We start from the raw sequence: 16291 nt of genomic DNA on the forward strand, positions 1-16291 counted from the left end.
GTTGTCGAACTGGAGGTTAATCTATGGGGAAATATCCCCTATTCCACCATAGATATATTATTGTAGTATTAGCTAAAGGGTGAAGCTTTCAATTAAAAAGAGGAACGTTAATAACAGCATTAAATTGTGATGTATGATGATAAACATTGGGTTCATCTCCCTTAATTGATCAAAAACCTGAGTTTTTGCCAAAGTTTGAACTACACAGATATTAATGTTAAATAAGATCCTGCGACTTTACAGCATATGGTATAGCTTTTAACCAGCATACTATTCGTCTCAATAAAGTAGATATATCTTTTTCCATTACATAAAAGCAGGGCACTAAAACCAAAGTAACAATAGCGGCAAATAATACAGAGAAGCCAAGAGATACAGCCATTGGAATAACAAACTTTGCCTGTAAACTCGTTTCAAACATTATAGGTAACACCCCAAAAAAAGTTGTGATGGATGTTAAAAATATGGCTCTAAAACGTGCACACCCTCCATCTACTACTGCATTTAAAATACTTTCGCCTTGTTTTATTTTTTGGTTGATAAAGTCGGCCATGACTAAGCTATCATTGATTACAACACCTGCAGCTGCAATTATACCAAAAAATGACATAATACTTAAATCTAGTCCAAAGAAAAAATGCCCCCAGACTGCACCTGTTAAACTAAAGGGTATAATAGACATTATAATTATAGGCTGTGTATAACTTTTTAAAGGGACAGCCAATAACATATATACAATTAACATACCTAAAATAAAAAATAAAACTTGCTCACTGTTCTGTGCTTGCCGCTCTTCAATAGAGCCCCCTAACTCCGTTTTCACATTAGGAAAATCTTCTTTTAAAGCAACGAGTATTTTGTCTTCAATTATTGTAATAATTTTATTTGGTTCTACAATACCTTCATCAATCGCACCATAAATATAAACAGTTCTTGAGCCACCTTCACGGCGAATATAGCTTATACCAGGCACTTCTTTCAACGTCGCAACATCACCTAACATAACTTTTTTGCCATCAGATAAAGTTATAATTGCATGCTTTAGTGATGAAAATGCTTTTCGAATGGACTTAGGATAACGGACCATAACTCGAACTTCTTCACCGTCTCTTATGATTCGCTGCACCTCTCCACCATAGAAACTAGATCCCATCTGATGTGCAATTGCAGCTAAATCTATACCAAGATCATAAGCGACAGGTAACAGGAGTATTTGTATCTCTTTACTCGCAGGATCTATCGATGAGCCAATGTCATATAATCCCTTTTCTTGTTGTAGATTAGAGATTAATTGACGACCAGCTGTATTTAATGTGTGAATATCTGAGCCGTATAATAAATAGCCAAACTCGCCTTCTTTCTTAGGGCCATTAACATCATCCTGAATCGAAATAGACTTCACTCCTGCTATTTCTGGCATAATTTCACGCCAACGACGAGATAATTCAAAAGTATCAAAAGGTCTTTGCACTTCATCAATTAAAGAGATCACAAGTTGCGCTTCTGTGCGACCTTGTTTCATAAGTAAAAGGTCTTTTATCATAGACTGACCAAATTCATTATTTATTCTCTGATCGGACTGCAAAACAACAGATTCAATTGCTTTTAATGCATCGATTGTCTGTTGATCAGACACATTATCATTCATTTCCAAAGTAATCACTGGAAAATCATGTGGAACTTTAGGGGTAGGGACCGTTCGAATATAACTAGCCGAAATGAGTGATAGACTAATAATTAATAAAGCAATAAAACAGGAAAAGACTAACCAACGCCATTCCAGACAAAGCTTAAGAAACTGTCTATACGGTCCATTAATGAAGGCATTAAAAGTATTATTAAAATTAACTCGCCAGCCACTTTCAGAAGTCTTTGAAAAGTCAGTTTGGGCAATGTGAGCAGGTAAGATTAGCTTTGATTCTATTAAGCTAAAAATCAAACACAGAATAACAACAACGGAAATTCCATAAAAAAAGCTACTATCAGGCCCATTTGATAAAGTAAAAGGAGCAAAAACTGCAATAGTGGTTAAAACACCAAAAGTTGCAGGAGTTACGACTTTATTAACACCGATAATAACACTGTCAACACCACTACTCTCTTTATTTTGTATTTCAGTATAGATGCTTTCACCAATAACCGTTGCATCATCAACGACAATTCCTAACACCATAATAAATGCAAACAGAGATACTATATTTAGGCTTACCCCAAGAAATGGCATCACCATGATTGCTCCAAAAAAACAAACAGGTAAACCTACCATAACCCACATTGCTAATTTAAAGCGTAAAAAGAGACTTAGTATTAAGGCAACCAAAATAGCTCCTTGAACTAAATTCATCAACATCATGTCTAAACGAGCATTAAGATAATAAGTCATATCTACTATAGTTTTTAACTCTATCCCCTTAGGTAGATTTTTATTTCGTAATGCTATGAAATCATGAACAGACTGTGCTACTAATGTCATATCTTGATCAGCAGTCGCTTTAATACTTATGTAAACAGCATTATGCCCCGAATGTTTAAAGTAACGTTCGCCTTCAACAAAACCATCATTAATCACTGCAATGTCTTGTAGTAATACTTTTGAGCCGTTATCACCTATTTTTACTGGAATATGTCGAAACTCTTTACCTTCATAAAACTGGTTTTGTACCCGCACTGAAATGATTCCAACATCAGTACGTAGTTGACCTGCTGAAGTATTTGCAGAATATTTATTGATAGCCTTTTTAACATCATCAAAAGACAATCCATATTTTCTTAAAGTATTTGGTTTAATTTCTATTGAAATTTCATCTTCCGGAATATTAAGATCTACTAAAGAAACATTTTTAAGTTGTAATAACTCATCTTCAATTTTCTTGGCTAGAGGTTTTAATTCATTTAAAGGTTGATCTCCAACTAATGACATTTGTATAACGTCTTGTTGAAATTCAGCTTGATAAATTGTTATAGGTTCCATATCTGCGGGAAAAACTGAAATACTATCAACTTTATATTTTATTTTATCTAATATCTCAGAAAGCTCCTTTTGAGGATCGATTTCTAAAACAATACTTCCACTACCCCTGTATGATTTTGATACTCCTCTCTTAATTTCAGTTATACCTTTGATTGATTCTTCTATTTTGATGAGTATGCTTTCTTCAATCTCTTGAGGGGAGGCTCCTGGATAAGATACTTCAATATGAACCTTATTTATTTCAATATTTGGAAACATCTGCTTCTGGATATTGAAGTAACTTAGAAGGCCTATAACAATAATAAAGACCATCATTAGATTAGAAAGTATAGGATTATTAATAAAGTAAGCAATAATCCCCTTATGGTTAGACTCTACATTGCTTTTTATTATTTCATTCATTATAGGTTAACCAAAGACTTAACTTGACCTTTATAAAGTACGTTTACCTGCATATTTTTTTGTGGATACTCAGGTAATGTCACAACAAGCTTATCCTGTATGTTAAGTCCCTCATTAATCAAAAAAAACTCACCATCTTCTTTAATAATTTCAACATGCTTAGGAATTAGTTCATCTTTATTGTTAACCACCCAAACTGTTTGGTTATTTACTAACTCTTGAGGTAATCGATAAACTTGCTTGAGTGTTTTCCCTAAAAAGCTCACTTTAACGTATGCTCCAAACTTGAGAGGTCTAACGTCAGAATTAACGCCATAAGGATCAGGTATGTTCACAACGATATTACTCATTCGAGTAGCATTATCAACAACCCCTATGTCTCGAGAAATAAAGCCTTCACGTTTAAATGACTTAATATCATTTTGAATTATTTTCGCTTCGATACCGCCTAAAATTGACGGTAAAAACACCTCTTCAAATCCCGCTATTGGAATGATAACCTCTGCGGATTCAATATTATTTAAAACAGCAACTTCTGTACCAACACTAATGTATTGACCAAGACCAATACCTTTTGACACGACTAAGGAGTCATAAGGAGCAACGATATCGCATTTCTCTAAATTACGGTGTGCTTGATTTAATTTAGCTTGAGCTGATTTGACTTCGGCGCGAGCACTTAATACTTGAGGGCGTCTTAAATATAGATCACTATGCTTTATATTAGGTGAATCCTTAACTGTTTCTGCTGCAACATTAGCCGAAGCGAGTTCTTCAATTAGCGTAGCTTTAACTCGAAGCAATGTGGCTTCACTTTCCAATACCTCTGCTGCATAGTTTTCTTTTTCTATGCTGAGCAAAACTTCTCCCTGCTTAATAAATCCCCCAACTATAAAATTAGGATTCCTATAAGTGACTTCACCTGAAACCTGGCTTCCTAGCCTAGTACTTTCTAACGGGGTAACTTCTCCATAACTAGTAATAACAACCTTATGATCTATAGCAAAAATGTCTTCAACTGCCACAGTAACTAATTTGTTTTTATTAACTTTATTAACTGGTAATTGCTCGGTAGCAGTTATCGATACAAACCAGCCAATCGAAGTTAAACTCACTATACAAGGCAATATAATCTTCTTCCAATTACTCTTCATTACGCATTCCTTACGTTTTAGATAAAATTACATTTTCATTATTTGTTTACGATACCATAAAGCAAATCTAGCGCTCTCTTCTTCAAGACTCGTATAGTTTCCTGGTGAATAATATCGAGATGACGTTCCTTTACCTGCCCTATCAATAGCTACTTTATCTTGCTGTACAGTAGAATTCCAATACCATGTTAGCTGATCAATATTGTAATCTTTGTTTTCTACCGCATTATTATCAACAAGCCAAAATAACTCAACTTCTGTTATTTTTACAGTTAACGGGTTTATTCTCAGTATGTATGCATAGTCGTTGGGCATACTATACACGGTAAGAGGGCCGATATAGCCAAATGTCTCACCATTGTCGCACTGGCTTATACTACCCATTAGTGGCGCTAATAGATTACCATCTTTAGAGTGTGACTTTTGATTTACATTAATAGGAGCTCTATAAATCACACTAAACTGCTCGGCATCAACATCTACGTTTTGTCGTTCGCCTACAGGGTGATTCATGGATTTAGTTGTTATAGACCAGTTCTTAAACACTTCAATCCCCTCTATCATTTTATCAAGTGAAGCAGTAGAGGTAAACGTTGGGTGGTTCGCTATAGAACACATTTCAGGGTGATTAGCATAACAATGATAACATTCAAGTAAATTTTCACTTACTGCTTTCCAATTTGCATTGATAGTGTACTTCTCTTTATGAGCAATTTTAGCCTGTTTCAATCCATGCCAAGAGTAGAGTGGTTCAATATTACTTCTAATTCGAGAAAAATTAGCCATCTTATTGTGGCTCAGTCCCACTAAAAGTATGCCTTCTAATTCCTTGATCATTACATGCTTGAATCTGTTCTCATGATTAAGAATACTTTCCACGATAGAGCCAACAAGAAATTCACCTTTTTCTTCACTAGAATAATTACGACCTCCTTCAAACCCTTCATCAGTTTTCACTATAACTATTAACTTGCCTAATAACTCATAAACCTTATAATCTCCTGTTTTTTTGAAGCTAGATATATGGTCGACAAAATTCCACTGTCTCGATAATAATTCAAGGTCTTTCTCGTATATTTTTTTATCCTGTAATTCTTCTCGGTAAAAAGACGGTACTGACAAAAATCTTTCTTCTTCGCAATATTCCATAAAACGCCTTATAACTTGATGTCACGATACTTTCTGTAATGCTAAACATTTACAAATGTATAAAGTAAGTGCAGCATACTCATCTATATAATTCTAATATCTGAAATCTGAGCCATCTTTCTCCTGTACCATAGTGCAAAACGTGCGCTATCTTTTTCCAATTTAGTATAATTGCCAGGTTTATAATATTTAGACTTACTTCCCTTGGCTGCTCTCTCAATTGCGACAATATCTTGCTGCACAGTGGTATCCCAGAAGCATGTCAATTCATCTATATTATAATCAATTCCCTCCTCTGCACTTTTGTCAACGAACCAAAAAAGCTCTATTTCGGTTTCATTTACTGAAATGGGGTTAAGTTTTGCCATATAAGCATGGTCATTTGGCATACTAAATTGCAATAATGCACCGCTATAACCAAAAGTCTCTCCATTATCAAATGTTTTATACTTGCCCATTAAGGGAGCTAGTGCGGCGCCATTTTTACCATATGACTTGGCGTCAACATTTAATGGGGTTCGATATATAACATTAAATTGATCTACTTCAGGATCTATGCCTTCAATACCACCTGTGGGATGTCCTAAAAGCTGGGTAGCCTTTGTCCAAGTTTGCCAAACATCTAAGAACTTCATATTTTTATGAGCTACATCTGTTGCTGTTATGTTTGGGTGAATAAAGAGTTCACACATTTCGGGGTGATTTGCATAGCAATGGTAGCATTCAAAAAAATTGTCAACTGCCATCTTCCAATTAGCTTTGATGCGATAAGAGCGTTTATGGGCAATCTTTGACTCTTTTAATCCTTGCCATGCAAATAATGGTGCAAGTGCGTCTTTAACATCATCAAACCTAACCATATGATCATTTTCTAGCCCTACAAAGAGTAAACCTTCAATTTCATTGATTTGTATAGACTTCAATTTATGCTTTTCAGGACTATCAGTCGCAGTAGGGAAGGCTGGGGCATGCTTTAAATTGCCTTCAAGATCAAAGGTCCAATTATGATAAGGACAAACGAATGATTTTTTATTTCCTTGTGCACTTGTACAAAGTACAGAGCCTCTATGTGAACAGAAATTTATAAATGAACGAAATCCATTTTTAGTTTTTACAATAATAATAGATTCATCGAGAAACTCATGCACTTTGTAGTCACCTACATTTTTATAACTAGAGACATGATCTATAAAATTCCACTGTGAGCCTAATAAGCTCAGTTCTTTTTCAAAAGTACCTACGCTCTGTAACTCAAAATTATTATAAGAAGGGACTACGGGTAACTCTTTAGGTTGATAACTATTCATAATACTGCTCTCTTTCTGTATTTTCATTTACACGTGATTTAATTCATTAACCTGTATCGGTATTCTTAGATTAAACGTAACGGTAAACGTAATTAATCGTTTGCATTCCAAATGAAGATTTTCTGCGCAATAAAAAATGGAATTCCCCCCCACAAAAACATTATCAATAAGGTATTTGAAAAGTTTGAAAAACTACCACTATTAAAGATTATTTCTCGAAACATGATTGCATAATCTTTTAATGGAAGTGCTGATGCAACAGAACTTAGCCATTCGATATTCGATTCAATAGGGAAAAAGAGGCCACTGAGAAATATAAGAGGAAAAAATATTATGTTTATAATTCCATTTGCCGCAGTAGGTGAGGTTACTCTTGAAGCGACCAATATTCCGATACAAATAAAAGTTAAAGACCCAATCGCTACTAAAAGTATAAAACTTAGTAATGTAGTTAATGAGTATTCAAATCCTAACGAATAAGTAATATCTGCTATTACAATGAAAATAATCGAAAAAATGATCATAATCAACATGCGACTAATAATAAATGCACTCGAATAAAGTGCAGTTCCCATTGGCATTATTTGATACATTTTCAAAGAGTTCGTCGCGCGTAATTGAACCAAAACAACAGAAAAACCGAAAAGGCTCGTGGATAGTATTGTCATACAAATCAAGCCAATAGTCATGTGTTGCGCTGTTCCAGTTCCAGCATCAGCTGTTTGGCTAGTGTCGTTTTTTTGTTTAATTAACTTACTCGGAGTTAATGTCCAACGCGGTTCATTGAGCATAAGGTTGTTGTTTAAAAGCTCGATAACATTTATCACACCCAATACATTTTCAGTTGGCTGTGCATTAGAGTAAAAAAAAACATCCCCCTTTATCTTATTTTTTTCCTGAGTTTCATGCACATTTGATAATTTAATTTGTACTTGATTCGCGGCCAAATCAACAGCTGAAGACTCACTGGTTAGTGTGTTAAAGCTAATGGGTAATGAAGTAGACAATAATTTAGTTTCTAATTCTCGAAAATACTGCTTTTGTATATCGTTTTCCATTTGTTCAATAAAAAACAACTCTGTATTAATTACCTCTTCTTTTGAAGACATAGACATAAATACGACCAATATGAAAAATGGGAATAAGAAAGTCCAAAATAGTGCTACATAGTCCCTCACAAAAACGAGTAACTCAATTTTTACTAATTCTATAAATTTATTCAATTTATCACCTTTGTTAATCGACTTTCCGTAATCAAGTCATTCAGATTACAACCTGAGATACTAATATTAGAGTAATGCTCTGCGCTATAGGCATCGAGTAACATCAATAAAATATTATCCTGTAAATATACGGTTGCTTCCAAACTAATATCATTAGTATAAATAGCCCTAACACTGTTCTCTCCCTTGATAAAATCAATAACCTTTGCAAAGATCTCAGGCTTATAACAAGTGAGTTCAAGTTTGTGTTTACCTATTGCTTTAGTAATCACATTATCGAATGAACCATAATCCTTTACCGAACCATTAACCATCCAAATAACTTTATCACACAATTCAATTTCATAATTTGTATGAGAAGCCATTAAAATGGTTGCTTTTTTTTCCTTCATCCGAATTAGTAAGTCGGATAGAACTTGTCGATACTGTGCATCTAAACCTGTATTCGGTTCATCTAAAAAAATAAGTTCTGGTTCATGTGCTAGAGCAAGGTATATATCAACGCGTTGGCGTTGTCCTCGAGAAAGCTTCTCATACCTGACCCGCATTAACTCATCAATATTTAGTAATTCATATATATAACCACAAGATTTTTCATACATAACTTTATACAGTTGAACCAGATCTTTCACATTCAGTTCTTTATTGAATTGTGATTTTTGTAATTGAACACCCAAGTTTTTATTGTTATTTTTATTTCGTTCAAAGGTATTAATATCAATGCCAAGAAAAGATATATCTCTTTTAACGCATGAAGTTAATCCGAGTAAGCTTTCCATTAATGACGTTTTACCACTACCATTAGCACCAATAATAGAAACAGATTGCTCTGTTCCTATATTTATATCACTCACTGATAATTGAAAGTCGTTTCTTTTTTTTGAAATCAACCTTGATATGACCAAACTCATAGTCGCCCTTTTATTTCTAGTTCTATGTCAGCTTTAATACTGTCAATTTCTTGCCTGTACCTCATATCACCTTCAGCTAGCTTTAAAAGCTCTTTTACCTTGCCAATATCTCGGCCAAAAGCTTCAGGCGTTGCAAATTCAAACTTGGCATAATCAATATATGCTTCAGATTTAAGTCTGTTGTCACCAAAAGAAGATTGAAAATGGCCATGAACTTTAGAAATCAACTGTGATTTTTCGATAAAATCATTAGTTTTCACTAGTTTAATGAGTGATATTCGTGCTTTTATGTATGATGATTCTGTAACTAGACCTTTATCAGATAATGAGTCAGCAAGCTGTTCAGCTTCGCATAAAATAACTAAGTCAATATTTAAGCCTTGGTTAATTTGAGCATAAAGTCTCATCAATATGACTCTCGCCTTTAATATTTCAATCTCTGAGTTAACACTCAGAAGATGCAATTTTTGATAGAATTTTTCGTAAGATACATCCTTATTTAGTAATCTATCTTCAAGAATATTATCTTCTACCTCTTGTAAATCGATTGCAGAGGTATCTTCAACTTTAGGGTAGTTTAAAAAAGCCTCTAACTCGTCTGACGATTTACCACACAAAGAGAGAAATATAGTGTCAGCGGATTTATCTTCTGACTTATTAATAGCGGCAATGAGCACATCTATGCTGCTATTACTTGCACTCTCTGAGAAAAATTTAATCAAAAGAAATGCTAAATTATAAATTAAAATTTGTTCATCTGTTGATGATGTTCTCCTTTCAAAAAATACGTCATCTTTGAAACTATTTGTTAATAATGTAGTTAATGATGGAAAGGTACCTGTATATCTTTTCACGTACTCAATAGCTTTAGTTACAGAAGGAATAAAAGCGCCTGCTGTCGCCAGCTTATTTTCATAAACTAACGCAATACCTTCAGAAATGACTCTGTTTTTACATGGCCAAAACACATGGCTTAGTTCATGGGCAATGGTCGAAGAGTACCGATCAGAATCATCCATCAGGCCACTCAATTCGATTATATTTAGCCCTTCAATAGAATAATCCAGAAAAGAAATAGGATAGGGCGTCATTTCAAATATGATGGTACCTTGTGGTATTCTCCCTGTTATTGTTAATAATCTATCGTAATGTTCCAACGAAAAATCAATAATAAATTTTTGACTTTCATCGTCACTTTCTAAAGGAAATATAAACCAAAATTCACCGGAAGAGACGAGTATTTTTGTCTCTTCGGCAAGTAAAATAAGAGGAGAGATTTGTTCATTGATTCCTGGTATTCGCCCCAATATTTTTAATAACTGAGTTACTTCACCTTTGTTACCTAAGGTAAGATTAAGCAAAACCTTTATATACAGTAAATTTATTTGGTAAGGATCTTGACTCAACAGTTCATTAACCGTTTCTAATTTAGCTTTTATATCCATTTAAGTCACTTTCGCTTTGCCAATAAATGCAGCATGCACAGGAGGTTCACTTATAACATCAGTATTCAACATTGTAGCTACAGAGTTGTCGTGAAAACCTCCCCAAGTTATACTAGCTAAATTTTGTGCGGTTGCAGATAATAGAATATTCTGCATCAGGTGCCCTGCTTCTAATAAAGCTAATCGATAACCTCTATCACCGTACTTAGTTACAGTTCGTTCAAATACAGAAGTAACAACTACAATACAAGCAATATCATTAATAAACTTTTCAGCTAAAAAGCAACACTCTATTTCTTTAAGGTCTATAACTTTATTTATAGGGTCCAGAGCATGATTAATATTATCATAGTGATAAACACCAGCGTCTAGTTCATCTATATTGAGTGCAATCACATAAAATTCACAAGGGTATAACCCTCCTCCTGAAGGATAAGAACGAAAATGTACATTTTCATTTTTAAGCTCTGGATTAGTCATATCAACTTTTTTTGTTGTTCCTACAGACCACCCTAATAAGTTGGACAACTCCTGAAACGGAAGACTTTTACCTGAAAATCCGCGGCTACTTCTACGTGTCTTTAGCAAGTTGACATAATCATGTTTTGTCGATTCTGCTATAGGTAAGCTAATCGAATTCTCATGTAAGTATTCTTTAAAGTTCCTTGTTGATTCGAGTAAAGTCCTTGGACTCACTAAATATTCAACTATCCGAGGTGATCTTTTCAACAATTCCATCTCTGAGTACTTAGTGTATTCATGAACAATAGCCGCCTGAGATTCAACCCAGTGTTTTTCAGACGAAGCAATTTTAGCTTTTCTTTTTAATACTGACATTAATACGCTCTGTAATTAAGGAAATGGGTGGGGTTCAAGATTTAACTCTTTAGGCATAGGTATCTGCCAAATGTCGGCTATTTTTTCTAATCTTTTGGTATCTAAATACTCATTGCCAAGACCTACATGCAGAGGTTGTAGACCTGGAATAATAGCTTTAGCGGCATAAATATTTATATCAGAAAATTCTGGTTTCGAAATATCAACAACATATGGATGATAATCAGATTTTTTCAAACGAGTTAGTATTTCATTAAGTTGTGCATCATAATCACTGTTACTATAAGTATTCTGATATAACTCATCCGGAGTTAAATAATCACCAGCCATCAAAAACTCTAAGCACATATGATTTTCCGGTTCAAAATAAAAACGAACATGGTGTTCAAAATCGTAAATTTCTTCTTTTACGGTTGCTTCTAATCCGCCGCGTCTCATTTCTAATATCCAGTTGTATGTATGATAAGCTTCAACTATTGCTTTTTCAGCAGCTATAATAGCGTCTAAATGACATGACATACCCACAGCAATGCCTGCATTTTTTGGCAAACGAATAATACATAAAACATTCGGAATATCTAATTCTGTACTTACCCACATTAAATGAACATCAAGTTTGGTATTGTTTATGAGAGCATCTAGCTTAGGTATTTTACAGGTAACATCTTCAAGCCTTATTTTTTTTGGGGTATGCTTTAATAGCCAATGAGTAGTAAAAGCATCTCGTTCTATAACTTCTCTTAACCCCGTCAATATAGCGTGACTCAAGGTTTCTCCTGCTGCTAAACCTGTACTGATCTGTGGAAATAAATCTTCTTCATTTCGTTTTGAAGGAAAGCCTAACCAAACCTGTTGAGCTGGAACATAAGCCTTTTGACCATCAAAAAGTGAATAGCCCTCAGCCCAATATATTTCACGATCTGAATCCGGTTTATAGAACTTAAAACCTTCTCGACTATATTGCTCTTCAGAAAAACCAATATATTGTGTCATTGGCACTACACTGTCTTTTAGATCGTTTTCACTAGTATAAATCACCTCATCCATAAAAAAATAAGAGGCTATATAACGTTCACACGCTTCTCCTACCGTAGACCAAATAGCTTCTTCACGATCTAATGCGGCCCCCGATGCTATTGATTCCAATTTTAAAGTATTAGTATGTTCGAGGTTAATTGCATAGCGAGTATCTGAACACTCCGCGGAATAAATAAACATTCCGTATTCACTTGACTGAAGAGGCACTTCAACAATTCGTTTAATCACCCCTGTTTTGTCATCAACGAGTTTATTAAGTGTTGAACGTAATTTATTTGATAGCTGATTATCATTATTTTTAATATTCATATCTATCCTTAGATCAATGCACGTACAGCATTATTTGGTAATTCGTTCTCTTTCGAGTAACAATCTTTGCAATGAGGTATACGTAAAACAGGCCGAATATCTAATTGGTAGTCTAATAAGTCTAATTCTAAAATTTCATTGATCAAACAGAGATGAAAAGACTTGTTATGAAACTTAAGTACTTGAGAAATTACATGAAAGCTTGATTCTAAACTGTATAAAGCTTTGGATGTATTACTTGAAACTATATTGCCTATGTTGTCTTGCAATGCCAGTGCTTCTTCGACGAAATTGTAATTTGGAGCCAAACGATGGGTATAACAAGTAAAACAGCTTGATTCTCCAGGCATAAAGAAAGGACCTATTATACTTTTAGGACCATTAAGGTTAGCAAATAAAATAGGCAGTTTAGCCTTAACCCCTATTTGGTTTATCTCCTTAAACAAATTAATATTGGGTTGATCGCTACAACAGACCATTAATGCACTACCAACTTCACTTTCTTTAGGGTTTACATTTACGGAGATTTTTAACGTTTCAAATTCTGTACAGACTCTGTTAAAGAACTCTCCGCTGCCAAAAACATTTACCGATGAAAAGTCAACTTTATTAAAAAGTTTTGGAGGTGTTGTATCGCCATCAGGGTCTGAAATTTGATTGAGTATTTCTAAGTCAAGACTTAACGCATCACGTCTCGTAGGTTCTGTTAACGTTATAAAGTTATGCTCTTTAAAAAATATAAATATTTGATCTAACACTTCGGCGTCTTTATGATCTTTTAAACATGCAGGAAAATTATTTTTCGATATTTGGCCAACAAACTCTTGAATATTTTTATTTTGTTCTTCAATAGTAATCTCATGACCAACATGTGATATTTGTATTTTGTGAACTGATATTTCTGTAATGTTAACTGATGGGTGTAAATAGTAAGGCATATACTTATCTCAATTAGTCGATATTTAATAATGCATCAAGTTCCTAATAGAAAGTAATACATAACAATCAAGCTATCCTATAGTTTATATTTTTTATTAATATACAAAGAACCGCTGAGTTAAATAGTTAATTTAGCTTTTCAGTTTTACGAATGAGTTAACTGAAATTCAAAACAGGTTTTTATGCTGTCAGCGTCATTTATTCGGGTTAGATCACCTAACCTAAACTATCAACTTTAATACTGTTTTCATTTTAATTTCCTTTTTATTAAAATGAATTATATGTCCCATTTGAAAGTTTGTACCATTCAAATGGGACAAGTTAATTTCATTTAGTTACTTATTAAAACTCAATACAACAACAACATCGACCAGCCATTTTAACGGCTTGAGTTGAAGCTTGTGATTCTGCTGAGCTATAAAACTTTAATGATGTTTTCATTTTGATTTCCTTTTTATTAAAATGAATTATATGTCCCATTTGAAAGTTTGTACCATTCAAATGGGACAAGTTAATTTAATTAACGTTACGACTAAAATCTAATACAACAACAACAAGCACCTGCCATTTTAACGGCTTGAGTTGAAGCTTGTGATTCTGCTGAGCTATAAAACTTTAATGATGTTTTCATTTTGATTTCCTTTTAATAAAATTTAATTAACGTTACGACTAATAGCGTATACAAGTACAACAAGCACCTGCCATTTTAATGGCTTGAGTTGAAGCTTGTGATTCTGCTGAGCTATAAAACTTTAACGATGTTTTCATTTTGATATCCTTTTTAATGAAAAATTAATTAACATTAATGACCATATTGAGCTCGGTAGATTGCCCCATAAAACATAAAAGTGATTTAACTTTTACACAGGATCAGCCGAACACAATCAGATTAGAAATACAGATTAGAAATACAGATTAGAAATACAGATTAGAAATACAGATTAGAAATACAGATAGAAATACAGATTAGAAATACAGATTAGAAATACAGATTAGAAATACAGATTAGAAATACAGATTAGAAATACAGATTAGAAATACAGATTAGAAATACAGATTAGAAATACAGATTAGAAATACAAATCCTTTTTAAATCCTTTTTAAATCCTTTTTAAATCCTTTTTAAATCCTTTTTAAATCCTTTTTAAATCCTTTTTAAATCCTTTTTAAATCCTTTTTAAATCCTTTTTAAATCCTTTTTAAATCCTTTTAATTCAATACGTAACAACATTAAACCATAAAACAATATCCATGTAATACAGGTAAAACATTGCAACGAAAATCAATTTACATAGCTAACAACATCTTGTCAACAGATAATTTCAACTATTGATTAAACTACTTAAACTTTAGCGTTTTGAGGTGGTATGAAATCGATCAGAGTGTTTAAAATTAAAGTTGCTCCGTAGAGCGCTGTATATAAGTGCTGGCAAGATGGAAAACCCTATAATGGAACGTAGAACTTTCTCGTATTAAAGAGAGTAGTTCACTATTGATATCAAGTTAAATTCTAACCACTTTGCTCAACTTGTATAATTCATCTTCTAACTCTTTTAGGCGCGCCATTAACAATATTTCACGTGCAAGTGAATCTTCTAAAAATTCTTGTGTCATCCCTAATTTTTCATTAAGATTTTTAACTTTATCTTTATGTCGCCTATTCACTTCCGACTTAGACAAAGTATTTACCTGCATAGGGTTACTAATATCATTAATGGCTCCAACAATGCCTTGGTGATTTGCACGCTTATTTTTGATGTAACCTTTATCATGCCCTGCTTCCTGAGATACTATGGAGTTAGTAATTTTATCCAACTCAAGACCAATGAACTTCTCTACTCGAGGAGTTCCATTCTTTAATCGATCTAATGCTTCATAACAAGCTGCTAGTTCATTTGTATTCGTCATTTATTCATCCTTCAAACATGCTCAGCTTTACGCTCTACATTGTGTTTTTTATATCGAATTAAATCTTCTAGTTCTGATTTTGTTGATAGGTATTCCACAGATTGTTTGTCATAAGATTTTAATTCTATTTCTGTTGATTTAATGAGGTTATCGATATTTTCAGATTTAATAACGGCACACTGACTTGTTAAGCAATCGGCAAATTCTCCAAGTATTGAGCAGCTACAAATATCAATATTGGTACACCCGCCCAATAATGTTTTTCGGTAACTAACTTCACCATCGTGAACTTTTTTAGCCGTTACCTCTCGGAATTCTTCAACTAACACATCATCATTATTAAGCATTTCTCTTTGTTTTTCGAAGTATCCCCCCGTTTTTCCATGCAAGCTACTATCTTTATTCAATAAATCTTTTAGCAATGACTCGGCTGTCGCAAGTGACATACCGATTTGAAGCTCATATGCTATATGATTCAAGGGGAGAACATACTCCTTTGCTTTCACATCATAATGACCAAATATTGTCATAACGTTTTCATTGTTTCTGCTATAGTATTTGATCATTTCTTGAGACAAATGCTTAAATTGTTTCCTTAAAGTTGCAAGTGAAACAAAACCACTATTCACAGCATAAAACGCTAAAGACCTTCTAAATTGGTGTGTTGTTAGGGGCCACTGTTTTCCGCAATCAAACTC

12 protein-coding genes are annotated in these 16291 nt (G+C 33.7%); all 12 read right to left on the reverse strand.

The genetic code is table 11. The features are described from left to right. Positions 1-217 precede the first annotated feature (217 nt). Positions 218-3373: an efflux RND transporter permease subunit gene (locus CXF79_RS19355; RefSeq protein WP_101157264.1), complete on the reverse strand. Its 3156-nt coding sequence runs from the start codon at positions 3371-3373 to the stop codon at positions 218-220. Further along, positions 3373-4527 (reverse strand): efflux RND transporter periplasmic adaptor subunit, encoded by a 1155-nt coding sequence (locus tag CXF79_RS19360; RefSeq protein ID WP_101157265.1) that lies wholly within the window; start codon positions 4525-4527, stop codon positions 3373-3375. The genes CXF79_RS19355 and CXF79_RS19360 overlap by 1 nt, the downstream gene beginning before the upstream one ends. 27 nt (positions 4528-4554) lie before the next feature. After that, the gene (locus CXF79_RS19365; RefSeq protein ID WP_101157266.1) at positions 4555-5676 is read right to left on the reverse strand and encodes an SRPBCC family protein; all 1122 of its coding nucleotides are present in this window, start codon (positions 5674-5676) and stop codon (positions 4555-4557) included. A gap of 83 nt (positions 5677-5759) precedes the next feature. Continuing rightward, positions 5760-6983, reverse strand: a complete 1224-nt coding sequence (locus CXF79_RS19370) for an aromatic ring-hydroxylating oxygenase subunit alpha (RefSeq protein ID WP_198560104.1) — start codon at positions 6981-6983, stop codon at positions 5760-5762. A 92-nt stretch (positions 6984-7075) separates the two neighbouring features. Beyond that, positions 7076-8206 carry an ABC transporter permease gene (locus tag CXF79_RS19375; RefSeq protein WP_101157268.1) on the reverse strand — a complete coding sequence of 377 codons (1131 nt, stop codon included), beginning with the start codon at positions 8204-8206 and terminating at the stop codon, positions 7076-7078. After that, a complete protein-coding gene (locus tag CXF79_RS19380) occupies positions 8203-9117 on the reverse strand; it encodes an ATP-binding cassette domain-containing protein (RefSeq protein ID WP_101157270.1) in 915 nt (304 codons plus the stop codon). Before CXF79_RS19380 ends, CXF79_RS19375 begins: the two co-directional genes overlap by 4 nt. Then, complete coding sequence (locus CXF79_RS19385) at positions 9114-10562, reverse strand: hypothetical protein (protein WP_101157272.1); 1449 nt, start codon at positions 10560-10562, stop codon at positions 9114-9116. The genes CXF79_RS19380 and CXF79_RS19385 overlap by 4 nt, the downstream gene beginning before the upstream one ends. Next, the gene (locus CXF79_RS19390) at positions 10563-11399 is read right to left on the reverse strand and encodes a SagB/ThcOx family dehydrogenase (RefSeq protein WP_101157274.1); all 837 of its coding nucleotides are present in this window, start codon (positions 11397-11399) and stop codon (positions 10563-10565) included. A 15-nt stretch (positions 11400-11414) separates the two neighbouring features. Continuing rightward, on the reverse strand, positions 11415-12746 hold the full coding sequence (locus tag CXF79_RS19395) for a YcaO-like family protein (protein ID WP_101157276.1): 1332 nt from the start codon (positions 12744-12746) through the stop codon (positions 11415-11417). An 8-nt stretch (positions 12747-12754) separates the two neighbouring features. After that, complete coding sequence (locus CXF79_RS19400) at positions 12755-13684, reverse strand: TOMM precursor leader peptide-binding protein (RefSeq protein ID WP_101157278.1); 930 nt, start codon at positions 13682-13684, stop codon at positions 12755-12757. 1504 nt (positions 13685-15188) lie between these two features. Further along, positions 15189-15593, reverse strand: a complete 405-nt coding sequence (locus CXF79_RS19405; protein ID WP_101157280.1) for a hypothetical protein — start codon at positions 15591-15593, stop codon at positions 15189-15191. 11 nt (positions 15594-15604) lie between these two features. Then, on the reverse strand, positions 15605-16072 hold the full coding sequence (locus CXF79_RS19410; protein WP_157825906.1) for a hypothetical protein: 468 nt from the start codon (positions 16070-16072) through the stop codon (positions 15605-15607). Positions 16073-16291: the final 219 nt, after the last annotated feature.

The sequence above is a fragment of the Colwellia sp. Bg11-28 genome (assembly GCF_002836245.1).
Taxonomy (GTDB): domain Bacteria; phylum Pseudomonadota; class Gammaproteobacteria; order Enterobacterales; family Alteromonadaceae; genus Colwellia; species Colwellia psychrerythraea_A.